Source organism: Enterobacter sp. 01-M-02-SI-ECC (genome assembly GCF_047530595.1).
Classification (GTDB): Bacteria; Pseudomonadota; Gammaproteobacteria; order Enterobacterales; family Enterobacteriaceae; genus Enterobacter; species Enterobacter cloacae_M.
This window is the reverse complement of record NZ_JBLKCZ010000018.1, coordinates 39,658-66,171: the sequence shown is the minus strand read 5'-3', so window position 1 is coordinate 66,171 and position 26,514 is coordinate 39,658. Positions and strand designations below refer to the sequence as shown.

21 protein-coding genes, 2 tRNA genes and 1 other RNA gene are annotated in these 26,514 nt (G+C 53.4%); 8 read left to right on the top strand and 16 right to left on the bottom strand.

Annotation, left to right across the window (positions count from 1 at the left end):
• Positions 1–9: 9 nt before the first annotated feature.
• The 7 genes from ACMWLG_RS19185 to ACMWLG_RS19155 all read right to left on the bottom strand — a co-directional run bounded on the left by ACMWLG_RS19185 (position 10) and on the right by ACMWLG_RS19155 (position 7,894).
• Positions 10–879, bottom strand: coding sequence for an ion transporter (locus ACMWLG_RS19185; RefSeq protein WP_045404926.1), 870 nt, complete (start codon positions 877–879; stop codon positions 10–12).
• Positions 880–893: 14 nt separating this feature from the next.
• Complete coding sequence (oppF, locus tag ACMWLG_RS19180; RefSeq protein ID WP_045404928.1) at positions 894–1,898, bottom strand: murein tripeptide/oligopeptide ABC transporter ATP-binding protein OppF; 1,005 nt, start codon at positions 1,896–1,898, stop codon at positions 894–896.
• The gene (locus tag ACMWLG_RS19175; RefSeq protein ID WP_045404931.1) at positions 1,895–2,908 is read right to left on the bottom strand and encodes an ABC transporter ATP-binding protein; all 1,014 of its coding nucleotides are present in this window, start codon (positions 2,906–2,908) and stop codon (positions 1,895–1,897) included. Before ACMWLG_RS19175 ends, oppF begins: the two co-directional genes overlap by 4 nt.
• An 11-nt stretch (positions 2,909–2,919) precedes the next feature.
• Positions 2,920–3,828 (bottom strand): oligopeptide ABC transporter permease OppC, encoded by a 909-nt coding sequence (oppC, locus tag ACMWLG_RS19170; protein WP_008502787.1) that lies wholly within the window; start codon positions 3,826–3,828, stop codon positions 2,920–2,922.
• A gap of 12 nt (positions 3,829–3,840) precedes the next feature.
• Positions 3,841–4,761, bottom strand: a complete 921-nt coding sequence (gene oppB / locus ACMWLG_RS19165) for an oligopeptide ABC transporter permease OppB (protein ID WP_008502786.1) — start codon at positions 4,759–4,761, stop codon at positions 3,841–3,843.
• 84 nt (positions 4,762–4,845) lie between these two features.
• Positions 4,846–6,477 carry an oligopeptide ABC transporter substrate-binding protein OppA gene (gene oppA, locus ACMWLG_RS19160; RefSeq protein ID WP_045404933.1) on the bottom strand — a complete coding sequence of 544 codons (1,632 nt, stop codon included), beginning with the start codon at positions 6,475–6,477 and terminating at the stop codon, positions 4,846–4,848.
• Between the two features lie 769 nt (positions 6,478–7,246).
• Positions 7,247–7,894: a YchE family NAAT transporter gene (locus tag ACMWLG_RS19155; RefSeq protein WP_023312098.1), complete on the bottom strand. Its 648-nt coding sequence runs from the start codon at positions 7,892–7,894 to the stop codon at positions 7,247–7,249.
• A gap of 478 nt (positions 7,895–8,372) precedes the next feature.
• Here ACMWLG_RS19155 and adhE point away from each other — a divergent pair, with 478 nt between their 5' ends.
• A complete protein-coding gene (adhE, locus tag ACMWLG_RS19150) occupies positions 8,373–11,051 on the top strand; it encodes a bifunctional acetaldehyde-CoA/alcohol dehydrogenase (RefSeq protein WP_045355904.1) in 2,679 nt (892 codons plus the stop codon).
• Positions 11,052–11,117: 66 nt separating this feature from the next.
• Here adhE and tdk read toward each other — a convergent pair whose 3' ends face one another.
• The gene (tdk, locus tag ACMWLG_RS19145) at positions 11,118–11,732 is read right to left on the bottom strand and encodes a thymidine kinase (RefSeq protein ID WP_045355905.1); all 615 of its coding nucleotides are present in this window, start codon (positions 11,730–11,732) and stop codon (positions 11,118–11,120) included.
• 549 nt (positions 11,733–12,281) lie between these two features.
• On the opposite strand from tdk, the gene hns reads away from it, so the two are divergent.
• Positions 12,282–12,695: a histone-like nucleoid-structuring protein H-NS gene (gene hns, locus ACMWLG_RS19140; RefSeq protein WP_008502781.1), complete on the top strand. Its 414-nt coding sequence runs from the start codon at positions 12,282–12,284 to the stop codon at positions 12,693–12,695.
• A 201-nt stretch (positions 12,696–12,896) separates the two neighbouring features.
• Here the strand turns inward: hns and galU are convergent, their stop codons facing one another.
• The 3 genes from galU to rssA form a co-directional block, all read right to left on the bottom strand.
• The gene (gene galU / locus ACMWLG_RS19135; protein ID WP_008502780.1) at positions 12,897–13,805 is read right to left on the bottom strand and encodes a UTP--glucose-1-phosphate uridylyltransferase GalU; all 909 of its coding nucleotides are present in this window, start codon (positions 13,803–13,805) and stop codon (positions 12,897–12,899) included.
• Between the two features lie 200 nt (positions 13,806–14,005).
• Complete coding sequence (gene rssB, locus ACMWLG_RS19130) at positions 14,006–15,019, bottom strand: two-component system response regulator RssB (protein ID WP_045404936.1); 1,014 nt, start codon at positions 15,017–15,019, stop codon at positions 14,006–14,008.
• A 91-nt stretch (positions 15,020–15,110) separates the two neighbouring features.
• Positions 15,111–16,013: a patatin-like phospholipase RssA gene (gene rssA, locus ACMWLG_RS19125; RefSeq protein ID WP_045404939.1), complete on the bottom strand. Its 903-nt coding sequence runs from the start codon at positions 16,011–16,013 to the stop codon at positions 15,111–15,113.
• A gap of 114 nt (positions 16,014–16,127) precedes the next feature.
• Here rssA and ACMWLG_RS19120 point away from each other — a divergent pair, with 114 nt between their 5' ends.
• The 5 genes from ACMWLG_RS19120 to ACMWLG_RS19100 all read left to right on the top strand — a co-directional run bounded on the left by ACMWLG_RS19120 (position 16,128) and on the right by ACMWLG_RS19100 (position 18,013).
• Positions 16,128–16,586 (top strand): YchJ family protein, encoded by a 459-nt coding sequence (locus ACMWLG_RS19120; RefSeq protein ID WP_045404942.1) that lies wholly within the window; start codon positions 16,128–16,130, stop codon positions 16,584–16,586.
• 46 nt (positions 16,587–16,632) lie between these two features.
• A complete protein-coding gene (gene purU / locus ACMWLG_RS19115; protein ID WP_045404945.1) occupies positions 16,633–17,475 on the top strand; it encodes a formyltetrahydrofolate deformylase in 843 nt (280 codons plus the stop codon).
• A gap of 157 nt (positions 17,476–17,632) precedes the next feature.
• Positions 17,633–17,717: transfer RNA gene (locus ACMWLG_RS19110), tRNA-Tyr, on the top strand.
• Between the two features lie 35 nt (positions 17,718–17,752).
• Positions 17,753–17,837 (top strand) — tRNA-Tyr (locus tag ACMWLG_RS19105).
• A 45-nt stretch (positions 17,838–17,882) separates the two neighbouring features.
• Positions 17,883–18,013, top strand: a non-coding RNA gene (locus ACMWLG_RS19100) — RtT sRNA.
• 118 nt (positions 18,014–18,131) lie between these two features.
• Here the strand turns inward: ACMWLG_RS19100 and ACMWLG_RS19095 are convergent.
• Positions 18,132–18,575: an Lrp/AsnC family transcriptional regulator gene (locus tag ACMWLG_RS19095; protein ID WP_023312105.1), complete on the bottom strand. Its 444-nt coding sequence runs from the start codon at positions 18,573–18,575 to the stop codon at positions 18,132–18,134.
• Between the two features lie 108 nt (positions 18,576–18,683).
• On the opposite strand from ACMWLG_RS19095, the gene ACMWLG_RS19090 reads away from it, so the two are divergent.
• Entirely contained in the window at positions 18,684–19,580 is an 897-nt protein-coding gene (locus ACMWLG_RS19090) for a DMT family transporter (protein ID WP_045404947.1), read from the top strand.
• Here the strand turns inward: ACMWLG_RS19090 and narI are convergent.
• Genes narI through ACMWLG_RS19070 form a run of 4 tightly spaced genes read right to left on the bottom strand, consistent with a single transcriptional unit; the run spans position 19,577 to position 26,236 of the window.
• Entirely contained in the window at positions 19,577–20,254 is a 678-nt protein-coding gene (gene narI, locus ACMWLG_RS19085) for a respiratory nitrate reductase subunit gamma (RefSeq protein WP_023312107.1), read from the bottom strand. The two genes, ACMWLG_RS19090 and narI, sit on opposite strands and share 4 nt — an antisense overlap.
• Entirely contained in the window at positions 20,254–20,964 is a 711-nt protein-coding gene (narJ, locus tag ACMWLG_RS19080) for a nitrate reductase molybdenum cofactor assembly chaperone (RefSeq protein WP_045404951.1), read from the bottom strand. Before narJ ends, narI begins: the two co-directional genes overlap by 1 nt.
• The gene (gene narH / locus ACMWLG_RS19075) at positions 20,961–22,496 is read right to left on the bottom strand and encodes a nitrate reductase subunit beta (RefSeq protein WP_045404954.1); all 1,536 of its coding nucleotides are present in this window, start codon (positions 22,494–22,496) and stop codon (positions 20,961–20,963) included. Before narH ends, narJ begins: the two co-directional genes overlap by 4 nt.
• The gene (locus ACMWLG_RS19070; protein WP_045620620.1) at positions 22,493–26,236 is read right to left on the bottom strand and encodes a nitrate reductase subunit alpha; all 3,744 of its coding nucleotides are present in this window, start codon (positions 26,234–26,236) and stop codon (positions 22,493–22,495) included. Before ACMWLG_RS19070 ends, narH begins: the two co-directional genes overlap by 4 nt.
• Between the last annotated feature and the right edge of the window lie 278 nt (positions 26,237–26,514).

Genomic DNA, 26,514 nt, shown 5'->3' with positions numbered 1-26,514 from the left:
CTTTTTTATTTACTCCGGCAATTTATTGCCACAGCGATGACAAAACCGCGCGTCGTGATCATGTTCACCCTGCTCGCAATGAGGACACTTGCGCTGCTGCTTGCGGCTCTGAAACGCGCTGCTCATGTGTGTGGTAATAAGTCCAGTCGGAATGGCAATCACCGAATAGCCAATCAAAATCAGCACTGACGCCACAATGCGGCCCAGCGGCGTGTGGGGAGTAATATCACCATAACCCACGGTGGTGACGGTCACAATGGCCCAGTAGACGGAGGCATTGAGCGTCGTAAAGCCATATTTGGGTCCTTCTATTAAATACATCAGCGCGCCAAAAACAATCATGACGATGGCGATAAACGAGTAGAACAGAATGAGCTGATGCCGTGCGCTGACGATTGCACTCCAGAACACGCGTAATGAGGGCATAAAACGCAGTAATTTCAGAATACGTAATACGCGAATAACGCGCATCGCTCGCCAGGCAAAGACATAGCTCAGGCTGATTTCCGGCCACAGCCACATGACGTAGAGCGGCAAAATGGTGGCTAAATCAATAAATCCCCAGAAGCTGAAAACATATCGGGCCGGGTTGGGCCAGGCTATTACCCGGAGGAGATATTCAGCGGTAAAAACCAGGGTAATCGCCAGCTCAAGCCAGACAAAGATGTGCCATTCGTCAAACGTCAGGTGATATTGCGTCCCGGCACCCGATTCAATAAAGATGACGACCACGCTGAGAAGCGCAAATAAACCGCAAAGACCTTCGAAGCGTCGTCCGGATACCGTTTCAGGATCGAATAAAAAATGATAAAGCCGCCGACGGGCTGACGTGAATAAACGCGACACGATTACCTCGCAAAAAATAAGGGCTGACATCATGTCAGCCCTTGCGATTATAACGGGTCTACTTTCAGGCAGGAAACCGCATGTCGGAAACTGCCTTCCAGAACCGGACGCGTTTTCGCGCATTCCGGCCCGGCCATTGGGCAGCGCGTGCGGAAGACGCAGCCCGACGGCGGGTTAATCGGTGAGGGCAATTCACCTTCCAGCAGCTGGATGGTCTTATTCTTTTCCAGATCCGGATCGGGGATTGGCACAGCGGACATCAGCGCTTTGGTGTAAGGGTGCAGCGGATTGTGGTACACCTCGTCATAGGTACCCAGCTCCACGGCGTGACCCAGATACATCACCAGCACGCGGTCTGAAATGTGTTTCACTACGGCCAGGTCATGCGCGATGAAGATCAGCGACAGCCCCATTTCACGCTGCAGCTTCTGCAGCAGGTTTACCACCTGTGCCTGAATGGACACGTCCAGCGCGGAAACCGGCTCGTCGCAGATAATCAGCTTCGGCTCGAGGATCAGCGCACGGGCGATACCAATACGCTGGCACTGGCCGCCGGAGAATTCGTGCGGGTAGCGGTTGATGAGGTTAGGCAACAGGCCGACTTTCATCATCATCGCCTTAACGCGATCGCGCACTTCCTGACGAGACATCTTCGGATGATAGGTCCGCAGCGGCTCGGCAATAATCTCGCCGATGGTCATACGCGGGTTTAACGACGCCAGCGGATCCTGGAAAATCATCTGGATATCGCTGCGCACCTCACGCCACTCGTCGGGTTTCATGCCCAGCAGATCTTTACCCAGCCAGGCCACTTTGCCGTCGGTCGCTTTTACCAGACCGATAATGGCGCGCGCAAAGGTCGATTTACCGCAGCCGGACTCTCCGACCACGCCCAGGGTTTCCCCTTCGTACAGGCGCAGCGTAACGCCATCCACCGCTTTCAAGGTCTTCGACGGCTGCCAGAACCACTGTTTTCCGTCTTTAATGTCGAAATGCACCTTAAGGTCAGCAATTTCGAGCAGCACGTTGCGTTTTTCATCTAATGCGTTCATACCAGTTCCTCCTGCGGCTTAAAGCAGGCGCGCAGACGGCCTGGTGCAAACTCTTCCAGCGGCGGAGCGCTGTTGCAGATTTCCATCGCGTGCGGGCAGCGCGGCTGGAACGGACAGCCTTTCGGCAGGCGCAGCAGGTTTGGCGGGTTGCCAGGAATGGTGAGCAGGGATTCCCCTTCCGCATCAAGACGCGGCACCGCGTTCAGCAGGCCAATGGAGTACGGGTGAGCTGGCTGATAGAAGACATCGCGCGCTTTGCCATATTCCATCGTTCGCCCGGCGTACATTACCAGCACTTTGTCACAGATGCCCGCCACCACGCCCAGGTCGTGGGTAATCATGATAATCGCCGTGTTGAACTCACGCTTCAGCTCGTTCAACAGGGTCATGATTTGCGCCTGAACGGTAACGTCCAGCGCGGTAGTAGGTTCGTCGGCAATCAGCAGCTTAGGCCGGCAGAGCAGCGCCATCGCAATCATCACGCGCTGACGCATACCGCCAGAGAACTCGTGCGGGAACATGCGCATGCGCTTGCGTGCCTCCGGCATTTTCACCGCATCGAGCATTTTGACCGACTCTTCAAAGGCTTCGGCTTTGCCCAGACCTTTGTGCAGCATCAGGACTTCCATCAGCTGCTCACCAACGCGCATGTACGGGTTCAGCGAAGTCATCGGATCCTGGAAAATCATCGAGATCTGTTCGGCGCGCAGCTTGTTCAGCTCGTGCTCCGGCAGGTTAAGGATTTCACGCCCGTTGAATTTCGCGGAACCCCCAATCACGCCGTTAGCAGCCAGCAGGCCCATTAACGCAAAGGCGGTCTGAGATTTCCCGGAACCGGATTCACCGACGATGCCGAGCGTTTCACCCGCGCGCAGGTTGAAGTTGAGATCGTTCACGGCGGTGACATCCCCGTCCGGAGTCTTAAAGGTGACGCGAAGATCTTTTACGTCCAGCAGAAGGTCGCTCCGCTGCTGCGCCTGTGGCGCGGTTGCCGTTTCAATAATTGTCATGACGGCGCTCCTTAACGGTCTTTCGGGTCGAGGGCATCACGCAGGCCATCGCCGATAAAGTTAAAACAAAACAGGGTAACGACCAGGAAACCCGCCGGATAAAGCAGCAGCCACGGAGACACTTCCATTGAGTTTGCGCCATCGCTGAGCAGCGCGCCCCAGCTGCTCAGCGGCTCTTGTGTACCGAGACCCAAGAAGCTCAGGAAAGATTCAAACAGGATCATGCTTGGCACCAGCAGTGAGGCATAGACCACCACCACACCCAGCACATTAGGAACGATATGGCGAACCACGATATTACCGGTAGAGACACCGCCTACCTGCGCCGCTTCGATAAACTCTTTGCGTTTGAGGCTCAGCGTCTGGCCGCGGACGATACGCGCCATATCCAGCCAGGAAACCATCCCGATGGCCACGAAGATCAACAGGATATTCTGACCGAAGAAGGTCACCAGCAGGATGACGAAGAACATAAACGGGAAGGAGTTCAGGATTTCCAGCAGACGCATCATCACCGAGTCCACTTTACCGCCAAGGTAGCCGGACAGTGAGCCGTAGAGCGTCCCCACGATCACCGCCACCAGAGCGGCAGCAATACCGACCATCAGAGAGATACGGCCACCGATAGCGACACGCACCAGCAGATCGCGTCCGGATGAATCCGTGCCAAAATAGTGGCCTGATTCCATATCCGGCGCGCTGGACATCATGCCCCAGTCGGTGTCGAAATAGGTAAATTGCGACAGCATCGGCGCCAGGGTCACAAACAGCGCGATGATCACCAGAACCACCAGACTCGCAACCGCCGCGCGGTTGTGCATAAAGCGACGGCGCGCGTCCTGCCAGAGGCTACGACCTTCTACTTCCAGTTTTTCACTGAAGTTTTCCAGCGCCTCGCTGTTTTTCTTACTCAACATCATGGCGTGCTCCAGTTAGTAACGGATTTTCGGGTCGATGACGGCATACAGCACATCAACGATAGCGTTAAAGAGAATGGTCAGCGCACCGACGAGAATAGTCAGGCTCAGTACCAGCGAATAGTCGCGGTTAAGCGCGCCGTTAACAAACAGCTGGCCGATGCCCGGCAGGCCGTAAATTGTTTCGATAACCATCGAGCCGGTAATGATCCCGACGAATGCCGGTCCCATGTAGGAGAGCACGGGCAACAGTGCCGGCTTAAGCGCGTGGCGGAAGATAATCCGACGCATCGGCAGCCCTTTAGCACGCGCGGTACGAATGAAGTTCGAGTGCAGCACTTCGATCATTGAACCACGGGTGATACGCGCGATACTGGCGATGTACGCCAGAGATAATGCCACCATCGGCAAAATCATGAACTTCAATGCCCCGCCGTTCCAGCCGCCGCCAGGCAGCCACTTCAGCGTAATGGCAAATATCATCACCAGTAATGGCGCAACAACGAAGCTGGGTATGACTACCCCGGTCATCGCCACCCCCATTACTGCATAATCCCATTTGGTATTTTGTCTGAGCGCGGCGATAACGCCTGCGGTGACTCCAAAAACGATCGCCAGAATGAATGCCGCAGCACCCAATTTCGCCGAAACCGGGAAGCTGGAGGCCACCAGGTCGTTAACGGAATAGTCTTTATATTTAAATGACGGTCCAAAATCACCGTGGGCCAGCTGCTTCAGGTAATTGAAGTACTGGGTAGAGATAGGATCGTTTAAGTGGTATTTCGCTTCGATATTCGCCATGACTTCTGGCGGCAGCGTACGCTCACCGGTAAATGGACTTCCCGGCGCGAGGCGCATCATGAAGAAGGAAATCGTGATGAGAATAAATAGCGTTGGAATCGCTTCAAGACAGCGACGTAGGATAAATTTCAACATTGCCCGTACCTTCTGGCGTGTGCCTATATAATGTGACGTTGGTTAGACACCGTGGGGCGAGCACGCCCGCCCCACTCATTGCCATTAATGCTTGATAATATACAAGTTTTTAACGTAGATATTATCCATCGGGTCTTTACCGGTGTACCCACCTACCCACGGTTTCACCAGACGGGCGTTAACGTAGTAGTAAACCGGAACGATCGCGGAATCTTTATCCAGCTGCTGCTCGGCTTTAGAGTACAGTTCAGTACGCTGTGCTTCGTCAGTGGTTTTCAGCGTGTCGGCGATCAGCTTGTCAAACGCCGGGCTCTTATAGTGCGCGGTGTTGTTTGAGCTGTCGCTCAGCATGGTGTTCAGGAAGGAGGTCGGTTCGTTATAGTCCGCACACCAGCCAGCACGAGCTACATCAAAGGTGCCCTGATGACGGCTGTCGAGGAAGGTTTTCCACTCCTGGTTCTCCAGCTTGACGTTCGCGCCCAGGTTCTTTTTCCAGATTGAGGCAACGGCGATAGCCAGTTTTTTGTGCAGATCGGAAGTGTTGTAGAGCAGGCTGAAGGTCAGCGGCTTATCTGCGGTGTAGCCCGCTTCGGCCAGCAGTTTCTTCGCTTCCGCGTTACGCTGTTCCTGAGTCTGTTTGAACCACTCTGGCTCGGTCAGTTTTGCGCCATCGGTGTATGGAGGGGTATAGCTGTACGCCGGCAGATCGCCCTGGTTTTTCACTTTGTTCACGATGATATCGCGATCCAGAGCCAGCTTCAGCGCGGTACGAACACGTACGTCGGTAAACGGTGCTTTCTGGTTGTTGATTTCATAGTAATAGGTGCACAGGTACGGATCGACGTGAACTTCTTTAGGGATCTCTTTTTTCAGTTTCTGGAACAGTTCAATCGGCATGTTGTTATAGGTCATGTCGATTTCACCGCTGCGGTAGCGGTTAACGTCAGTCACTTCGGAAGAGATTGGCAGGTAGGTCACCTGGTCAATTACGGTTTTCGCGTTATCCCAATACTGCGGGTTACGGTCAAGCACCATACGTTCGTTGACCACCCAGTCTTTCAGCTTATAGGCACCATTGGTGACGATATTGGCAGGCTGCGTCCATTTCTCACCAAATTTTTCCACGGCGGATTTTGGTACCGGAGAAACGGACGGGTGAACCAGCAGCTTATAGAAGTACGGAACAGGTTCGCTCAACGTCACTTCAAAGGTATTGGCATCGATCGCTTTTACGCCCAGGTCGGTAACAGGTTTTTTGCCCGCGATGATGTCATCAATATTGGCAATATGGCCATATTGCAGGTAGCTCGCATACGGAGAGGCGGTATTTGGATTCGCCAGACGCTGCCAGCTATAAACGAAATCTTCGGCCGTAACCGGTGTACCGTCGGACCATTTCGCATCTTTACGCAGATGGAATGTCCAGACTTTGAAATCTTTGTTTTCCCATTTTTCTGCTACACCCGGTGCCGGGTGGCCGTCTACGTCTGTCACCAGCAGGCCTTCGAACAGGTCGCGGTTAACGTTAGACTCAGGGACACCTTCAATTTTGTGCGGGTCAAGAGACTGAACTTCCGCACCGTTGTTACGCACCAGCGTCTGTTTCTCCGCCAGTTGAACACCTGCAGGAACGTCCGCAGCCATTGCAGCGTTGCCCGCGATTAGCGCAGTTAAAATCCCCGCCGCTACCAGATTTTTTTTTGTGATGATGGACATTGTGTTGGTACTCCACTCATTATAATGACTGGCCTTCGCCAGCTGTGTAATCCCCTGTTGGGGCCTGTACAGCGCAGGAGTTTTTTTTGCTGCTGTCAGGTTCTTCTTTTACTGCTTGCTATCACCGACTTTTTTATTACTGACCGCTCGTATGGCCGTCTTGCGTCGATTCGTTACAGGCCTCCCCTGTTTGAGACCTGCGCTGGATATCCGAGAAGAGAACCATATGAAAATAATTCTCATCTGCTTGTTTTATGCTGCAAAATATTAGGCCGGAAAGTATCAAATGGCGTAAACGCGCGCCAATACATTTTGCAAATTTGTTAAGCAATTCTCTTTTACGGTGAGTACCGCATCGTTGAGGGCAGCCTTGCCGGACATCGAATGTCACTAAAAAAACATGATATTCAATAGGATAGAGAAAATTTTCTCTACAAGCGCGTCGCTGCGCTATCATCGAGTGATTTTGTACAAAAACTTAACAACTGGTTATTATTTAGCACATTCATCTAAGGGAATGTTGAATTTACTAATATCATTTCGGTTATCTCTCAGCAAGCCCCAGAGTATCATGTGAGTAAAATAACAGATCGATCGAAGGTTTTCTGCGCAGGCGGGTTTGGAGGGAATTAATAACTCATTGAAATACAACCAATGAACATTATTAGTAGAATTTATTATGATATGTGAGCATTTCAACTTTAGTTATAGGATTTACTGATAATGACGTAAAAAACGGAGCCGTGGCTCCGTTCTTTCATACGAAATATCAGTGCAGCAAACCGGGGAAAATGCTTTTAATTCCTGTAACGATGAATTCAATCCCTAGCGCCATCAACAGCAGGCCCATAATACGCGTTATGACGTTAATGCCCGTCTGCCCCAACAGTCGCACCAGCCAGGGCGCCATGCGGAATACTCCCCAACAACAGAGCGCGAAAAGTGCAATGGCAACGGAAAAGCCAATCAGGTGCATCAGGCTATGGTAACGCGTGCCCCAGACAATGGTTGAACTGATGGCGCCAGGGCCAGCCATGAGCGGCAAGGCCAGCGGCACCACGCCAATACTTTCGCGGATGGCAGTTTCTGACTTCTCCTGCTTGTTTTGTTTATCCTCGCCCAGCTTACCGCTGATCATTGACATGGCGATAGTCACGACCAGGATCCCACCCGCGATGCGGAACGAGTCAATAGAAATCCCGAAGAGCTGGAGAATGGCGTCACCCAGGAAAAGGGAGGTGAGCAAGATGATAGCTACTGACAGGTTAGCGGTGAGGTTGGTCTTATTCCTGGCCGCCGCCGTCTGATAACTCGTCATACTAATGAAGACAGGAATGATCCCCACCGGGTTGACCAGGGCAAACAAACCAATAAAAAATTTAAAATACGTTGGAAAATCAAAGAGCGTTTGAATCACGTTTTGCTCCGCTTATGCACATGCCCGGGACTGACAATTTGTCATGAGAAATCGCGCTGAAGATACCCTTTTTATTAGCATACTTCACTCGAAATCTGCGGCAAAACGTTACCATTTCAGGATGTTAAATATATGTATAATCAATGGCAGCGCCACTTCCATTACTTACGTAATTATTTAACACTTGAAAAACCTCAACGAAATAACCCTGCTGAAAGGTATCAGCTTGGGGGAAAATTGACGCAGATCATGATTTCCGTACTCAGAAGTGAGTAATCTTGGTTACGCCCCCAGGGAGATCACCTGACAAAAAGGGATGATGCTAAGGTAAGGCTCTTTTAGTAAATTAGTGTGCTAACGCATAAAGTAACTCTTTGTTTTACTTTGTGTTACGCAAGTCGTATCGGCTCTGTCTATACTGTGTGACGTATCGAGCGCTGGTTTACTAAAAGAGTTTAAACATTATCAGGAGAGCATTATGGCTGTTACTAATATCGCTGAACTGAACGCCCTCGTCGAGCGCGTTAAAAAAGCCCAGCGTGAATATGCCAATTTCACCCAAGAACAGGTTGATAAAATCTTCCGCGCGGCCGCACTGGCTGCTGCAGATGCTCGAATCCCTCTCGCTAAAATGGCCGTTGCCGAATCCGGCATGGGTATCGTGGAAGATAAAGTGATTAAAAACCACTTTGCTTCCGAGTATATCTACAACGCCTATAAAGATGAGAAAACCTGTGGCGTGCTGTCCGAAGACGACACCTTCGGTACCATCACCATCGCTGAACCTATCGGCATCATCTGCGGAATTGTTCCGACAACTAACCCAACGTCTACAGCTATCTTCAAATCACTGATTAGCCTGAAGACTCGTAACGCAATCATCTTCTCTCCACACCCACGTGCGAAAGACGCGACCAACAAAGCGGCAGATATTGTCCTGCAGGCGGCGATTGCTGCTGGCGCACCAAAAGATCTGATTGGCTGGATCGACCAACCTTCCGTTGAGCTCTCCAATGCGCTGATGCATCACCCGGACATTAACCTGATCCTGGCGACCGGTGGTCCTGGCATGGTTAAAGCCGCATACAGCTCCGGTAAACCAGCTATCGGTGTGGGCGCGGGTAACACCCCTGTTGTTATCGACGAAACCGCTGACATCAAACGTGCCGTTGCGTCTGTACTGATGTCTAAAACCTTCGATAACGGCGTGATCTGTGCATCTGAACAATCTGTTGTTGTTGTCGATTCCGTGTACGACGCTGTTCGTGAACGTTTCGCCAGCCACGGCGGCTACCTGCTGCAGGGCAAAGAGCTGAAAGCCGTTCAGGACATTATCCTGAAAAATGGCGCGTTGAACGCTGCCATCGTGGGTCAGCCGGCTTACAAAATTGCTGAACTCGCAGGCTTTACCGTTCCGGCAACAACCAAAATCCTGATCGGTGAAGTGAAAGTTGTCGACGAAAGCGAGCCGTTTGCACATGAAAAACTGTCTCCAACGCTTGCCATGTACCGTGCGAAAGATTTCGAAGACGCGGTAGAGAAAGCCGAGAAACTGGTTGCCATGGGCGGTATCGGTCACACTTCTTGTCTGTACACCGACCAGGACAACCAGCCAGAACGCGTTGCCCACTTCGGTCAGATGATGAAAACTGCACGTATCCTGATTAACACCCCTGCTTCTCAGGGTGGTATCGGTGATCTGTACAACTTTAAACTCGCACCTTCCCTGACTCTGGGTTGTGGTTCCTGGGGTGGTAACTCCATCTCTGAAAACGTTGGTCCAAAACACCTGATCAACAAGAAAACCGTTGCTAAGCGAGCTGAAAACATGTTGTGGCACAAACTTCCGAAATCTATCTACTTCCGCCGTGGCTCACTGCCAATCGCGCTGGATGAAGTGATTACTGATGGCCACAAACGTGCGCTCATCGTGACTGACCGTTTCCTGTTCAACAACGGCTACGCTGACCAGATCACCTCTGTACTGAAAGCGGCTGGCGTTGAAACTGAAGTGTTCTTTGAAGTTGAAGCTGACCCTACCCTGAGCGTTGTGCGTAAAGGTGCTGAACTGGCTAACTCCTTCAAACCAGATGTGATTATCGCACTGGGTGGTGGTTCCCCAATGGATGCCGCGAAAATCATGTGGGTCATGTACGAGCATCCTGAAACCCACTTCGAAGAACTGGCGCTGCGCTTTATGGACATCCGTAAACGTATCTACAAGTTCCCGAAAATGGGCGTAAAAGCGAAAATGATCGCGGTAACCACCACTTCCGGTACCGGTTCAGAAGTTACGCCATTCGCAGTAGTAACGGACGATGCAACAGGTCAGAAATATCCACTGGCTGACTATGCACTGACCCCAGACATGGCTATCGTTGATGCGAACCTGGTCATGGAGATGCCGAAATCACTGTGTGCGTTCGGTGGTCTGGATGCGGTAACTCACGCCCTGGAAGCTTACGTTTCTGTGCTGGCATCTGAGTTCTCTGACGGTCAGGCTCTTCAGGCTCTGAAACTGCTGAAGGAAAACCTGCCAGCGTCCTACAACGAAGGGTCTAAAAACCCGGTAGCACGTGAACGCGTTCACAGTGCAGCTACCATCGCCGGTATCGCGTTTGCGAACGCCTTCCTGGGTGTTTGCCACTCTATGGCGCACAAGCTGGGTTCACAGTTCCACATTCCTCACGGTCTGGCGAACGCCCTGTTGATCAGCAACGTTATCCGTTACAACGCAAACGACAACCCGACCAAGCAGACTGCTTTCAGCCAGTACGACCGTCCGCAAGCGCGCCGTCGTTACGCTGAAATCGCAGACCACCTTGGTCTGAGCGCACCGGGTGACCGTACTGCTGCGAAGATTGAGAAACTGCTGGCATGGCTGGAAAGCCTGAAAGCTGAGCTGGGTATTCCTAAATCTATCCGTGAAGCAGGCGTTCAGGAAGCTGACTTCCTCGCTCATGTAGATAAGCTGTCTGAAGATGCATTCGATGACCAGTGTACTGGTGCTAACCCGCGCTACCCACTGATCTCCGAGCTGAAACAGATTCTGCTGGATACCTTCTACGGTCGTGAGTTCAAAGAAGGTGACGTTGCCGCTGTGAAAACAGAAGCTCCTGTCATCAAAGCTGACAAGAAAGCGAAGAAAAGCGCTTAATTGAAAGTAGAAGAAGAAACCCGCCTTTATGGCGGGTTTTTTTATGTCTGTATAACAAGGCCGGCGTTATTTCCTGTTGTCGTGCTGAATCGCCGTCAGCGAGCCTACAGACAACGCTTCTTTATAATGCTTACGACAGACTGAAACATAGCGTTCATTACCGCCTATCACCACCTGCTCGCCATCTGCATAAGGTTTCCCAGCCTGGTCGAGACGAAGCACCATGCTGGCTTTGCGACCGCAGAAGCAGATTGTTTTCAATTCGACAAGCTTATCCGACCAGGCGAGCAAATATTGGCTACCAGCAAAGAGTTCACCGCGGAAATCCGTACGCAGGCCATAACACAGCACGGGAATATCAAGCTCATCGACCACCTCTGAAAGGGCATGAACCTGTTCACGCGTCAGAAACTGGCTTTCATCTACCAGAACACAGTGAATGGGCTGCAAAGCATGTTCTGTACGAATGTCCTCAAACAGATCGGTTTTCGGGTTAAACAGTCTGGCAGGCGACGAGAGCCCTATTCTGGAACTCACCTTCCCTGCGCCAAAGCGATCGTCAATTTCAGCCGTATAAACAACGGTACGCATCCCGCGCTCCTGGTAATTGTACGAGGATTGCAGCAACGCGGTGGATTTCCCGGCATTCATTGCCGAATAGTAGAAATAAAGTTGTGCCATTGGCCGTAAAACCCTAATCAATGTGTAATATTCCCGATGATTCATTGTACCATAATTTGTCTGGTCATCAGCGATGCAGCACACAGAAGAAGCGTTTCAGCGTGGAGTTCACGACCTTCTTTTCATGAAAATAGCCCGTTAAAACATGAAGTAAACTCCTTCTACCCGGCCAATATGTTATATGTTCAGCCAAACATAACACTGCTTTTTATAGTGGAATCCCCGTTCTTTAAAATTCACTATTTATTAACTATTACAGTCTTAACATCACGGTGGGGAACTAATACAAAAGGCTGATATTTCTCCGCCGCAACTATAATTCCTGCGGTAAATGTCACAAAAAAAAGATGCAATCGACCGGGTCCAGCCGGGTTAGCTGATAACAAACGAGACTGTTGGGTGATGAAATTTAAGTTAGCGTAATTAATAATAGCGGCATTATTTAGTATTTTTTGAATTCCTTACATTCCTGGCTATTGCACAACTGAATTTATGGCTCTATTATTAGGTCAACAAACCACCCCCCATTATAAGTTTGAGATTACTACAATGAGCGAAGCACTTAAAATTCTGAACAACATCCGTACTCTTCGTGCGCAGGCAAGAGAATGCACCCTCGAAACGCTTGAAGAAATGCTGGAAAAATTAGAAGTTGTAGTTAATGAACGTCGTGAAGAAGAAAGCGCAGCTGCTGCTGAAATCGAAGAACGTACTCGTAAACTGCAGCAATATCGTGAAATGCTGATTGCTGATGGTATCGATCCAAATGAATTGCTGAACAGCATGGCTGCAGCTAAAACCGGTACTAAAGCCAAGCGTGCCGCTCGTCCTGCTAAATATAGCTACGTTGACGAGAACGGCGAAACTAAAACCTGGACTGGCCAGGGCCGCACTCCTGCTGTTATCAAGAAAGCCATGGACGAACAAGGTAAACAGCTGGACGACTTCCTGATCAAGGATTAATCCAACCGTATTCAGAAAAATCCCGCGTAATGCGGGATTTTTTTTAACCTAAATTTGTCGCAAACAACCCCTTACACTCTGTCATAAAGCATTATTTGGCAATTTTAATAACTGTACTTAGAGACAGGTTTCAGAAGTGTTTAGGGCATAAAAAAACCGGTGGGCATCGCCTCACCGGTTTCGGACATATGTAACCGTGGCTTATTTCTTAATACCTACGCTCTCTTTGAGCCAGGTTTTAAATTCTTCACCAAGAGTATTGTGGCGAATACCATATTCAACGAACGCCTGCATATAACCTAGCTTATTACCGCAGTCATGGCTCTTACCTTTCATATGGTAAGCCTCAACGGTCTCTTTCTCGATCAGCATATCAATGGCATCCGTCAGCTGAATCTCATCCCCCGCTCCTGGAGGCGTTTTCGCCAGCAGAGGCCAGATTTCAGCGCTCAGGACATAGCGACCTACAACGGCCAGGTTTGAAGGCGCTACGTCGGCTTTAGGCTTCTCTACCACGCCAACCATTGGCACGCTTTCGCCCGGTTCAAGGTTAACGCCTTTGCAGTCAACCACACCGTATGCCGTCACGTCTTCAACAGGCTCAACCATGATCTGGCTGCTGCCGGTTTCGTCGAAACGTTTGATCATCTCAGCAAGATTATCCTGAGAAAGATCGGATTCGTATTCGTCCAGAATTACGTCAGGCAGAATTACCGCTACAGGCTCATCACCTACAACAGGATGTGCACACATCACAGCGTGGCCCAGACCTTTAGCCAGGCCCTGACGAACCTGCATAATGGTAACGTGCGGCGGGCAAATAGACTGAACTTCTTCTAACAGCTGACGCTTAACACGCTTTTCCAGCATGGCTTCAAGTTCAAAGCTTGTATCGAAATGGTTTTCGATAGAGTTTTTTGATGAATGCGTAACCAGCACAATTTCAGTGATGCCGGCTGCGATACATTCATTAACGACATACTGGATTAATGGCTTATCAACCAGAGGCAGCATCTCTTTAGGAATTGCCTTAGTTGCTGGTAACATCCTGGTCCCCAATCCCGCTACCGGGATGACGGCCTTTCTGACTTTCGAATTTAGGGCAGCCATTCAAATTCTCCTGAGCTGTTCAAGTTTTGAACTTTTATGCAATAAATAACGCGTTGAGTATATCAGCCTCGCCCCGCAGTTCGGGTCTGAAAAGAACGCGTTGCCGATCAATTAGGATAAATACGCATGAAACTGGGCAGCGATAGTAGCACTCCCCGTAAAACACAGGTAAAGCAATCTTAAAATTAAGATCCAATTGCTTATTCCGTGGACAACATTAAGCGTAGCCGTCCCCCGGCGCCCCAAATTTGGCACTGCCAGGAGGAACAGCGGTGGCTAATTTGATTAAGATACGCCGTACCCAATGTCCCAAGCGGCACACCGTTACTCACCTCAATATGATGCTCACCGGTATTCAGTGAAGCGTTGAGACCCGCTGAGACGAGGATCAGATTCTTTAAACCGCTGTGGTAATAGCCGACCAGCAGCGGGAACTGTCCGGGCAAATTAGCCTGACGAAAAAGCTGGTTTACCTGTTTGAGCAAACTGCCTAACTCCGGCAGTCGTTGTCCCTGATGCGATAACTGTTCCTGCAGCAAACCATTAAATAGCGCGCGAAGAAGCAACGCGGCTAATACGCCATTATCCCCCGCACGAGTGACATCCAGAGAATAAAACGCAAGGTCGGAATCAGATAATGGTGCAATATCCAGTACCAGTCCCGGCTGATCAGCCGCCACCAGCTGGCGATAATTTACGCGGCAGTGTGAAATAGTTTGCTGTACAGGCGGCTGAAGTTCTTGCAACAGTTTCGCCGCAGCAGGAGGATCACTCACCAGTGCATCCCAGTCCTGGAAAAGACGCTCCTCTTCCTCTACCCGGGAATTAAACATATTCGGATAAAGGCACGCTAAGACCGTTTCTCGCAGCCGGTTCAGATCCTTGACCGGCTTGAGCAGAATATCCTGGACGCCAAGACGCAATGCTTTGGCGATATCCGCCATATTCTCTGTGGCAGAGATCACCAGAATCGGCGTCTGGTTGCCTTCGTTACGCAGATGTTCAACCAGCTTCAGTCCATTCATGCGCGGCATCTCAATGTCGCAAATCATCAAATCGGGCGTAATGCCGATCATTTTTTCCAGGGCGTCGATACCATCTTCAGCGAGTGAAGTGATTGCTCCCAGCGAGGATAACCACGAATCCAGTAGCGATCGGAAAACGGGCTCGTCTTCTACAATCAAAATGTGTTTTCCGGCCAATGGCTGCGTCATGGTTCCTCCCCTGGCTGACAGTAACTAAATAGTGGCATGCGATCGGCACTATCGCCTGTCAGATTTTGCTGAAGTAGTCAAAAAAAGGTGCTTAACGTGCTGTTTGCACAAAAGGCAACAATTCGTCCATTTTCTTTTCGACGGCTAACGAGCCCGCTGCGATGGCGGCCTCAGCCCGATGGAAATCAAGAGTAGAGATTTGCGGACAGTAAGGCTGAATAAGAATATCTGGCGGGTCGCCTGCCATACGATTGCGCTTAAGGCGGTTCTCCAGAACCTGGATTGACGTGGTCATGATTTCTATCGCCGTCGGCGCGGCAACCGAGCGTCGCGCGGCCATGCGCCCGATTCTGCCGCGCAGGCGCTCATGCCAGGCCAGTTTCTCGCCCTCGGCATCTTCGCTCTGGAGATTGACCGGCATGAGGTCCTGTTGCATCAGGTGGGCGTCGTGCTGCAGGTCGACGGCAATTACGATATCCGCCCCCATTGCACGGGTCAGAGAGATGGGAACCGGATTCACGACGCCACCGTCGACAAGCCAGTAACCGTTGTGTGGGACAGGCGCCATGAGCCCCGGCATGCTGCAGGAGGCGCGCACGGCAAGATGGATATCCCCTTCGGTTAGCCACAGTTCGCGACCCGTGCTGAGGTTCGTCGCGACGGCGCCGAAGGGCATCTGACAATCAGTAAAGTTTTCGAGAGGCATCACCTGGCGGAACTGGTTAAAGACGCGTTCGCCGCGCAACAGCCCACCACGCTGCCACGAGAGGTCCATCAGGCGCAGGACGTCCCAGTAGCTGAAGGAGCGCACCCAGGTCTCGAGTTCCGGAAGCTTCCCGCACGCGTAAGCGGAGCCGACAAGCGATCCTATTGAACAACCTGCGACAATATCTACGTTAATGCCCATCTTGTTTAAGGCATTAATCACGCCGATGTGCGACCATCCCCGGGCTGCACCTGAGCCCAGCGCCAGTCCAATTTTAACCTTTCTCATTAGCCCTGTTTTACTTCCCCTGGATTCCTGACATAGCGTCAACGCAACAGCTCAGTTAACATAGTGCAACCCGAAGCGTTTTACGCCTTTATTATTTGTTCCAGGAAGAGAATCGTGTCTCAACTCTGCCCTTGTGGTAGCGCTCTGGAGTATAGCCTATGTTGCCAGCGATATCTGTCTGGCGATCAGGTTGCACCAGACCCGTCACACCTCATGCGTTCACGTTACACTGCTTTTGTGATCAAAGACGCAGACTACCTGATTAAAACCTGGCATCCCTCCTGCCACGCTGACGAATTCAGACAGGACATCGAAGCCGGCTTCGCGAACACGCAGTGGCTCGGCCTTACCGTCTATGAATCCTCAACGGGCAGCCATGTTGATGAAGGTTACGTCAGCTTTGTTGCTCGTTTTACCGAGAATAATAAACCTGGTGCCATTATCGAGCGTTCCCGGTTCTTAAAGGAAAGCGGGCAGTGGTATTATATTGACGGAACGCGCCCACAGTTTGGTCGTAACGATCCCTGCCCGTGTGGTTCAGGTAAAAAATTTAAAAAGTGTTGCGGGCAGTAATGCCTGACAACCCAGACTTCGCAAATACAAACAGGATTTCCCGGCGATGCAATCATTACAACGTAAAGTTCTGCGCACCATCTGTCCCGATCAAAAAGGACTGATCGCACGAATTACCAACATTTGCTACAAACATGAACTGAATATCGTGCAGAACAACGAGTTCGTTGACCACCGTACCGGCCGCTTCTTTATGCGTACCGAACTCGAAGGTATTTTCAACGACACCACCCTACTTGCCGATCTCGACAGCGCGCTTCCGGAAGGTTCCGTACGCGAGCTGACCCCAGCCGGTCGACGCCGCATCGTGATCCTGGTGACAAAAGAAGCACACTGTCTGGGCGACCTGCTGATGAAAGCAAACTACGGCGGTCTGGACGTGGAAATAGCTGCCGTCATTGGCAACCATGAGACGCTGCGCACGCTGGTCGAGCGTTTTGATGTTCCGTTTGAGCTGGTTAGCCACGAAGGCCATACCCGTGAAGAACACGACGATCTGATGGCCCAGGCCATTGAAGCGCATAACCCGGACTACGTGGTGCTGGCGAAATACATGCGCGTGTTAACGCCATCCTTCGTGGCGCGTTTCCCGAACAAGATCATCAACATTCACCACTCGTTCCTGCCGGCCTTTATTGGCGCGCGTCCCTACCACCAGGCGTACGAGCGCGGCGTGAAGATCATCGGTGCAACCGCACACTACGTGAATGACAACCTGGACGAAGGTCCAATCATCATGCAGGACGTGATTCACGTGGATCACACCTACACGGCCGAGGACATGATGCGTGCAGGGCGTGACGTTGAGAAGAACGTGCTGAGCCGTGCGCTGTATCAGGTACTGGCGCAGCGTGTCTTTGTCTACGGCAACAGAACCATCATTCTTTAATCTTTCGGAAAATGAATTGATTAGCTTTGCGCCTTTACGGATAAAAAGCAGGCAAACAGCTTCATTTCCCTAAAGGAATGCTTTACAGGGGCGCCTCATTTGATATGATGCGCCCCGCTTCCAGCAGGAAGCAGGCCAGTAAAAAGTATTACCCCGTGGTGGGGTTCCCGAGCGGCCAAAGGGAGCAGACTGTAAATCTGCCGTCATCGACTTCGAAGGTTCGAATCCTTCCCCCACCACCATCTCTCAGCACGACCTCAAAATTTGAATTACCCCTGGTGGGGTTCCCGAGCGGCCAAAGGGAGCAGACTGTAAATCTGCCGTCATCGACTTCGAAGGTTCGAATCCTTCCCCCACCACCATCGCTTTCAAATAACTCCAAACCTTCAGTTCGCACTGGGCATCATGCATTTCCGTAACGGGGAAGGATGAGAAGCTTCGATTAAGGTTCGATTCGAGCGTAGCGAGAAAGCGTTGCCGCAGGCAACGACCCGAAGGGCGAGGCGCAACGCGCCGAGTAATCCTTCCCCCACCACCATCACTTTCAAATAACTCCAAACTTTCTGTTCGCACCACGCATCATGCATTTCCGTAACGGGGAAGCCTTTGTAGGCCGGGTAAGGCGCAGCCGCCACCCGGCGACAGAAGCCAGAAGCCTACATCGGCGGCAAACGACGCTTCACCGGCGAACTCTTCACAATCGACGTATTGCACTGGGCATGCTCCGCCAGGCCGTCCAGCAACCCATCCAGCTGCTCTATCGATCGCACCACCAGCCTAATCACAAAGCAATCTTCCCCGGTGACTTTGTCGCTCTCAATACACTCCGGCATCGCCTGAATGTATTTATCCACCTTATGCAACAACCCCGGCAAAGGCCGCACGCGCACCAGAGCCTGCAGCGTATACCCCAGCGCCGCCAGATTCACCCGTGCGCCATACCCCTGAATCACACCGCGCTCTTCCAGCCTTTTCAGGCGTTCTGCCGTGCTGGGGGACGTCAGACCGATGCGTCCGCTGAGCACCTTCAAAGACATGCGCGCATCCTCGACAAGGCAGGCTAAAATTTGTCGGTCGATATCATCGAGAAGGTATTCCATCCTTTTCACCTAATTTTAAAAAGCCATCACTGCATTTCACCTTATCTCATCCCTGTAAAACCCGACAGCTATTTTCGACAATAGCGTCATACAATCAGGAGGTGGATGATGCGTGATTTCCATAAAGGCGTCTGGCAAATGAGCCTGGCGATGTTAATTTCCGGCTCTATCGGTGCGTTTGTTTTACTCAGCGGTCTGCCGGTAACGGAAGTGGTGTTCTGGCGCTGTCTTATCGGGGCAATGGCGCTTTTTATTTTTATCCGGGTGAGTCAAAAGCCCTTTAGCCCCCTCACCCGTACTACGCTGCTGCTGACTATTCTCGGCGGCGTAGCCCTCGTGGTGAACTGGCTGCTGCTCTTCGCAGCCTATGAACGGATCTCGATTGGTCTTTCTACCGTGGTCTATAACACCCAGCCGTTTATGCTGGTCTTAATGGGGATGTTTTTAGGCGAGCGCGTCAGCCTGGTGAAATGGGGCTGGCTGCTCCTCGCCTTTGGCGGCGTGGTGATCTTGCTCTCCAGCGAGCTGACCGACGCGCACGGCGGTGAATGGCTCGCCGGAATCGGCCTGGCGATGGCCGCGGCTTTCTTCTATGCGGTCACGGCCATTATTGCCCGTAAGCTCAGATCCGTTGCACCGCAGCATATTGCCTTTATCCAGGTGCTGACGGGCGTCGTGATGCTTTTGCCGTTTGCCAGCATGCCGTCATTTTCCGGTGATTTCCCCTGGTCGATCCTGCTGACGCTGGGCATCGTCCATACCGGCATTATGTACCAGCTGCTCTACAGCGCGATCCAGAAGTTGCCTACGCCCATTACCGGCTCCCTGTCGTTTATCTATCCGGTGGTGGCGATCGTTGTCGATAATCTGGTGTTCGGACACTCGCTGAACCTGACGCAGCTCGCGGGCGGCGCGCTGATCCTGTTAGCTGCCGCGGGCAATAACCTGGGCTGGGGCGAAAAAAAACCCCGCGAGTGCGGGGTTGGTATTAAAACGGCGAATTAGCGACGGGCGCGCACAATCTGGTATTTGCGCGTCAGGTACTCCACCGGCGCGCTCCAGATATGCACCAGACGAGAGAACGGGAACAGCACAAACAGCGTCATCCCCAGCACCAGGTGAACGCGGAAGATAAACGCCACGCCGTCCAGGTGCGCGGATGCTCCGCCGTGGAAGGTCACCACGGACTGCGCCCAGCCGACCAGCTTCATCATTTCGCTGCCGTCCATGTGCTGCGCCGAGAATGGAATGGTCAGCAGGCCCAGCGCGCACTGCACCATCAGCAGGGAGAGGATCAGGATGTCCGCTGCGGTGGTAGTAGCACGCACGCGCGGGCTGAACAGACGACGTTTCAGCAGCAGCAGGCCACCGACCAGAGTCATCACGCCGCAGGCACCGCCAGCGATCATCGCCATCTTCTGCTTCACCTCAATCGGCAGCCACGCTTCATACATCCAGTGCGGCGTCAGCATCCCCAGGAAGTGACCGGCAAAAATCCCCAGAATACCGATGTGGAACAGGTTAGAGCCCACATGCATCCCTTTGCGATCCAGCATCTGGCTGGAGGCCGCACGCCAGGTGTACTGGCCGTAGTCGTAACGCAGCCAGCTTCCCACCAGGAACACGGTGCCCGCGATATACGGGTAAATGTCAAAGAAGAACATATTCAGGAAGTGCATTAGTGCCGTCCTCCGTTAGAGATATTCAAATATTGCGGGGCAACCGCGCCGGCAAAACGACGCTGGTGAGCGGAGATTTCAGACTCGCCGCAGTTCTGGTCAGCAAAGAATTTCACCTGCTCTTCTTCCCAGACCGCATCCAGCGCTTGTGGCGTATCATCGCGGGCTTCATCCGCAATTTTCTCCGCCACTTTTTCACTGTCGACCGAGGCGTTGGCCAGCTTCACCAGCAGATCGAACAGCACCGCATAGCGGCTCTCCCGCTGCTGAAGACGCGCCCCGAGCAGCGCCAGGATCGGCGCGATGTCCTGCAGACCGCCCAGCGCCTCTTCTTTCGGCAGCTGCGCCAGGTACTCCAGATACAGCGGGAGATGATCCGGCAGCTCGCGGCTGTCGAGCTGCAGGCCGTGCTGTTCGTACTGGGCCATCAGGTCCACCATCGCCTGACCGCGGTCACGGGATTCACCGTGAACGTGTTCAAACAGCAGCAGCGAGGTCGCACGACCCCGGTCAAACAGCTGGCTGTAGTCCGACTGGGCATCCAGAAGGTCGCGCGCCAGCAGATCGCGGAGGAAAACACCAAGCCGCTGGGCATCGTCTTTATCCAGGTTTTCAGATGACGCGAGTGCATCAAAGAGTTCCTGCTGATGCTGCGCAAGCGCAGCATCCGGGTACTCGAGCAGACGCGAAACAATGACGAGTTCAATCATTGGTGCGGCTCCGTTTTGCTGGTCACATCCATGGCATCGATGCGGCGGCTGTTGAAGAGGTTAAATTTGCTGTCTGACCCGTGGCAAGCGTCGCCAAAGGTAAAGCCACAGCCATTTTTTTCCGGGAAGGCTTCTCGGGCCAGCTCGCGGTGGCTGCTCGGCACCACGAAACGGTCTTCGTAGTTGGCAATCGCCAGATAGCGGTACATCTCCTGCGCCTGCGCTTCGGTCAGACCGACCTCTTCCAGCGCGCGGGTATCGGTCACGCCGTCTACGGTTTCCGCACGTTTGAAGTGACGCATCGCCAGCATACGCTTCAGCGCGAGCAGGACCGGCTGGGTATCCCCTGCGGTCAACAGGTTCGCCAGGTACTGAACCGGAATACGCAGGCTTTCCACGTCCGGCAGGATGCCGTTGCTGCCCAGCTCGCCCGCGTCAGCCGCGGACTGAATCGGCGACAGCGGCGGCACGTACCAGACCATCGGCAGGGTGCGGTATTCCGGGTGCAGCGGCAGCGCGAGCTTCCAGTCCATCGCCATTTTGTACACCGGTGACTGCTGCGCCGCGTCAATCACGCTCTGCGGCACGCCGTCCTTCAGCGCCTGCTCAATCACCTTCGGATCGTTCGGATCGAGGAACACGTCCAGCTGACGCTGATAAAGATCTTTCTCGTGCTCGGTGCTCGCGGCGTTTTCAATCGCGTCCGCGTCATACAGCAGCACGCCGAGGTAGCGAATACGGCCTACGCAGCTTTCTGAGCAGACGGTCGGCATTCCGGCTTCAATACGCGGGTAGCAGAAGATGCACTTCTCAGATTTACCGCTCTTCCAGTTGAAGTAGATTTTTTTGTACGGGCAGCCGGTGATGCACATGCGCCAGCCGCGGCACTTGTCCTGGTCGATCAGCACGATGCCGTCTTCTTCACGCTTGTAGATGGCGCCGCTCGGGCAGGTCGCCACGCACGCCGGGTTGAGGCAGTGCTCGCACAGGCGCGGCAGATACATCATGAAGGTGTTTTCGAATTGGCCGTACATCGCCTTCTGCATATTCTCGAAGTTCTGGTCTTTGGCGCGTTTCTCGAACTCGCCGCCCAGAATCTCTTCCCAGTTTGGACCGCTGGTAATTTTGTCCATGCGCTGACCGGTGATCAGCGAGCGAGGACGGGCGATCGGCTGGTGCTTGCTTTCCGGCGCGTTGTGCAGGTTCTGGTAGTCGTAGTCAAACGGCTCGTAGTAATCGTCGATGCCCGGCAGGTGCGGGTTAGCGAAGATTTTTCCCAGCAGCATCGCGCGGTTACCCATGCGCGGCTGCAGCTTGCCGTTGATTTTACGGATCCAGCCGCCCTTCCACTTCTCCTGGTTTTCCCAGTCGGTCGGGAAGCCGGTGCCCGGCTTGCTTTCCACGTTGTTGAACCAGGCGTACTCCATACCTTCGCGGCTGGTCCAGACGTTTTTACAGGTGACCGAGCAGGTATGGCAGCCGATGCATTTATCCAGATTCAGCACCATGCCGACTTGTGAACGAATTTTCATTTTACGCTCTCCTGTACCTGGTCATTACCTTCGCCGTCTAACCAGTTAATATTCTTCATCTTACGAACCACTACGAACTCATCGCGGTTCGATCCTACGGTGCCGTAGTAGTTAAAGCCGTAGGCCAGCTGCGCATAGCCACCGATCATGTGGGTCGGCTTCGGCGTAATACGGGTCACGGAGTTGTGGATCCCGCCGCGCTGCTCGGTAATTTCTGACCCCGGCAGGTTAACGATACGTTCCTGCGCGTGATACATCATGGTCATCCCGGCCGGTACGCGCTGGCTCACCACCGCACGCGCCGTCAGGGCACCGTTGCTGTTGAACACTTCGATCCAGTCGTTATCTTCGATACCCAGATCTTTGGCGTCCGTTTCGCTCATCCAGACAATCGGACCGCCGCGCGACAGCGTCAGCATCAGCAGGTTGTCGCTGTAGGTGGAGTGGATACCCCACTTCTGGTGCGGCGTCAGGAAGTTCAGCGCCTTCTCTGGGTTACCGTTCGATTTCGCGCCCATAACTGCGGTTACGGAGCGGGTGTCGATTGGCGGACGGTAAACCAGCAGGCTTTCACCGAAGTCGCGCATCCACTGGTGATCCTGATAGAGCGACTGACGGCCGGACAGGGTGCGCCATGGGATCAGCTCGTGAACGTTGGTATAGCCAGCGTTATAGGACACGTGCTCATCTTCCAGGCCTGACCAGGTCGGGCTGGAGATAATCTTGCGCGGCTGGGCCTGAATATCGCGGAAGCGGATTTTCTCTTCCTCTTTATTCGTCGCCAGGTGCGTATGGTCGCGGCCGGTGAACTCGCTCAGCGCTGCCCAGGCTTTCACCGCCACGTGGCCGTTGGTTTCCGGGGCCAGGGTCAGGATCATCTCTGCCGCATCAATCGCCGTGTTCAGCATAGGCTGGCCTTTCGCCGGGCCGTCCGCTTTGGTGTAGTTGAGCTTGCGCAGCAGATCCATTTCGCTCTGGGTGTTCCAGGCGATCCCCTTCCCGCCGTTACCGATTTTCTCCATCAGCGGGCCGATAGAGGTAAAGCGCTCGTAGGTTGCCGGATAGTCGCGTTCAACCGGAATAATGTGCGGCGCGGTTACGCCCGGGATCAGGTCGCATTCGCCTTTTTTCCAGTCCTTCACGTCCAGCGGTTGCGCAAGTTCGGCGGCAGAGTCGTGCTGGATTGGCAGCGTCACCACGTCGGTCTCTTTGCCGAGGTGCCCTACGCAGACTTCGGAGAATTTCTTCGCGATGTCTTTGTAGATATCCCAGTCGCTTTTTGATTCCCACGCAGGGTCAACGGCCGCAGACAGCGGATGAATAAACGGATGCATATCCGAGGTATTCATGTCGTCTTTTTCGTACCAGGTCGCGGTTGGCAGCACGATGTCGGAGTACAGGCAGGTGCTGGACAGACGGAAGTCGAGCGTCACCACCAGATCCAGCTTGCCGTCGAGACCGTTGTCTTTCCACTCCACCTCTTCCGGCTTCACGCCGCCCTGCTTGCCGAGATCTTTCCCCTGGATACCGTTTTCGGTACCGAGCAGGTATTTCAGCATGTACTCGTGGCCTTTACCGGACGACCCCAGCAGGTTGGAGCGCCAGATGAACAGGTTACGCGGATGGTTTTTACCGTTCTCCGGCTGTTCTGCCGCGAAGCGGATTGAGCCATCCTTCAGAGATTTCACGGTATAATCCACCGGTGACATGCCCGCCTGCTTCGCCGCTTCCGCAATGCGCAGCGGGTTAGTGCCCAGCTGCGGCGCCGACGGCAGCCAGCCCATGCGTTCAGCACGCACGTTGAAGTCAATAAGGTGGCCGCTGTAGCGGGATTTATCCGCCATCGGCGACAGCAGCTCCTGCGCGGTGACCGTTTCGTAGCGCCACTGGCTGGAGTGGTTATAGAAGTAGGAGGTGCTGTTCATATGGCGTGCCGGACGCTGCCAGTCGAGGGCAAACGCCAGAGGCTGCCAGCCGGTCTGCGGACGCAGTTTCTCCTGGCCGACGTAGTGCGCCCAGCCGCCGCCGCTCTGACCGACGCAGCCGCAGAAGATCAGCATGTTGATCAGGCCACGGTAGTTCATATCGAGGTGATACCAGTGGTTCAGACCGGCACCGACGATGATCATCGAACGGCCGTGCGTTTTGTCCGCGTTTTCTGCGAACTCGCGTGCGATACGGGTAATGTGCGAGCGAGGAACTCCGGTAATCTGTTCCGCCCAGGCCGGGGTGTAGGCCTTCACGTCGTCATAGCCGGTTGCACAGTTTTCATCGCCCAGGCCGCGCTCCAGACCGTAGTTCGCCATGGTCAGGTCATAAACGGTGGTGACCAGCGCGGTAGAGCCGTCGGCCAACTGCAGGCGCTTAACCGGCAGCTTGTGCATCAGTACGTTTTTCAGTTCAACCTTGTTGAAGTGCTCGGAACCTTCGCCGCCGAAGTACGGGAACCCGACCTCGGCGATCTCGTCCTGGCTGCCCAGCATGCTGAGGCGCAGCTCAGTCTCTTCGCCGGTGGTGCCGTTACGTTGCTCAAGGTTCCACTTGCCCTTCTCGCCCCAGCGGAAGCCGATAGAGCCGTTTGGCGCCACCAGCTCGCCGTTGCTGTTATACGCAACGGTTTTCCACTCAGGATTATTTTCCTGGCCCAGCGAATCCACCAGATCGGCTGCGCGCAGCGTGCGGCCAGCGGCATAATAGCCCTCACGCTCTTCCAGCATGACCAGCATCGGCATGTCGGTGTAGCGGCGAACGTAGTCGGTGAAGTACTGGCTTGGCTTATCAAGATGGAATTCGCGCAGCATGACGTGCCCCATCGCCATCGCCATCGCGGCATCGGTACCCTGTTTCGGTGCCAGCCACAGATCGCAGAGCTTGGCGATTTCCGCGTAGTCAGGGGTTACCGCCACGGTTTTGGTGCCTTTGTAACGGACTTCAGTAAAGAAGTGCGCGTCCGGCGTACGGGTCTGAGGAACGTTTGAACCCCAGGCGATGATGTAGCTGGAGTTGTACCAGTCCGCGGATTCCGGCACGTCGGTCTGCTCGCCCCAGGTCTGCGGAGACGCCGGCGGCAGGTCGCAGTACCAGTCGTAGAAGCTCAGGCAGGTCCCGCCGATAAGTGACAGATAGCGCGCGCCGGAAGCGTAAGAGACCATCGACATCGCCGGGATCGGCGAGAAGCCAGCCACGCGGTCAGGACCGTAGGTTTTAACGGTGTAGACGTTGGAGGCGGCAATCAGCTCGTTCACTTCTTTCCATGAGGAACGCACAAAGCCGCCGCGGCCGCGAGCCTGCTTGAAGCTTTTCGCTTTATCAGCGTCTTCGATAATAGACGCCCAGGCATCCACCGGATCGCTGTGCTGCACTTTCGCCTCGCGCCACATTTTCATCAGGCGTTTGCGCATCAGCGGGTATTTCAGGCGGTTAGCGCTGTAGAGATACCAGGAGTAGCTGGCACCGCGCGGGCAGCCGCGCGGTTCATGGTTTGGCATATCCGGGCGGGTGCGCGGATAGTCGGTCTGCTGCATTTCCCAGGTCACCAGACCGTTTTTAACGAAAATCTTCCAGCTGCATGAACCGGTACAGTTCACGCCGTGGGTCGAACGGACGACTTTGTCATGCTGCCAGCGCTGGCGGTAACCGTCTTCCCAGTTCCGGTTGGTATCCAGAACCTGGCCGTGCCCATCGGCAAAAGTTTCACCCTTCTGTTTGAAGTAGCGAAACCGGTCCAAAAATTTGCTCATCGGGTATCTCCTGTATGGAGCCTGTGGCTCTCTAAATCGACATTGCTGATTTGCAGCGAAGGTAACGCCCTGAAAGAGGGGGAGAATTGATAACGATCAAGACGAGGAGGGACTTTTCGGGGAGGGGTTATACCAAATACCACCAAAGCGGTATCTACAAAAATTTCATATCATCATGAAATATAGAGTTATTTTTATTTTATCGTACAAAAAGCCAGTCAAAATTTAACATCTCAGGTATTAAGGGGTAGACCCACCTGCAAAGCGATGGCGATCAC

What these genes read in the sequence shown, in the direction of transcription:
- adhE (WP_045355904.1), top strand. Translation starts at nt 8,373, where the DNA reads ATGGCTGTTACTAATATCGCTGAACTGAACGCCCTCGTCGAGCGCGTT.
- hns (WP_008502781.1), top strand. Translation starts at nt 12,282, where the DNA reads ATGAGCGAAGCACTTAAAATTCTGAACAACATCCGTACTCTTCGTGCG.
- ACMWLG_RS19185 (WP_045404926.1), bottom strand. Translation starts at nt 879, where the DNA reads ATGATGTCAGCCCTTATTTTTTGCGAGGTAATCGTGTCGCGTTTATTC.
- oppC (WP_008502787.1), bottom strand. Translation starts at nt 3,828, where the DNA reads ATGATGTTGAGTAAGAAAAACAGCGAGGCGCTGGAAAACTTCAGTGAA.
- ACMWLG_RS19095 (WP_023312105.1), bottom strand. Translation starts at nt 18,575, where the DNA reads ATGGAATACCTTCTCGATGATATCGACCGACAAATTTTAGCCTGCCTT.
- oppF (WP_045404928.1), bottom strand. Translation starts at nt 1,898, where the DNA reads ATGAACGCATTAGATGAAAAACGCAACGTGCTGCTCGAAATTGCTGAC.
- ACMWLG_RS19070 (WP_045620620.1), bottom strand. Translation starts at nt 26,236, where the DNA reads ATGAGCAAATTTTTGGACCGGTTTCGCTACTTCAAACAGAAGGGTGAA.
- ACMWLG_RS19175 (WP_045404931.1), bottom strand. Translation starts at nt 2,908, where the DNA reads ATGACAATTATTGAAACGGCAACCGCGCCACAGGCGCAGCAGCGGAGC.
- rssA (WP_045404939.1), bottom strand. Translation starts at nt 16,013, where the DNA reads ATGAGAAAGGTTAAAATTGGACTGGCGCTGGGCTCAGGTGCAGCCCGG.
- narI (WP_023312107.1), bottom strand. Translation starts at nt 20,254, where the DNA reads ATGCACTTCCTGAATATGTTCTTCTTTGACATTTACCCGTATATCGCG.
- oppB (WP_008502786.1), bottom strand. Translation starts at nt 4,761, where the DNA reads ATGTTGAAATTTATCCTACGTCGCTGTCTTGAAGCGATTCCAACGCTA.
- rssB (WP_045404936.1), bottom strand. Translation starts at nt 15,019, where the DNA reads ATGACGCAGCCATTGGCCGGAAAACACATTTTGATTGTAGAAGACGAG.
- galU (WP_008502780.1), bottom strand. Translation starts at nt 13,805, where the DNA reads ATGGCTGCCCTAAATTCGAAAGTCAGAAAGGCCGTCATCCCGGTAGCG.
- narH (WP_045404954.1), bottom strand. Translation starts at nt 22,496, where the DNA reads ATGAAAATTCGTTCACAAGTCGGCATGGTGCTGAATCTGGATAAATGC.
- ACMWLG_RS19090 (WP_045404947.1), top strand. Translation starts at nt 18,684, where the DNA reads ATGCGTGATTTCCATAAAGGCGTCTGGCAAATGAGCCTGGCGATGTTA.
- tdk (WP_045355905.1), bottom strand. Translation starts at nt 11,732, where the DNA reads ATGGCACAACTTTATTTCTACTATTCGGCAATGAATGCCGGGAAATCC.
- narJ (WP_045404951.1), bottom strand. Translation starts at nt 20,964, where the DNA reads ATGATTGAACTCGTCATTGTTTCGCGTCTGCTCGAGTACCCGGATGCT.
- purU (WP_045404945.1), top strand. Translation starts at nt 16,633, where the DNA reads ATGCAATCATTACAACGTAAAGTTCTGCGCACCATCTGTCCCGATCAA.
- oppA (WP_045404933.1), bottom strand. Translation starts at nt 6,477, where the DNA reads ATGTCCATCATCACAAAAAAAAATCTGGTAGCGGCGGGGATTTTAACT.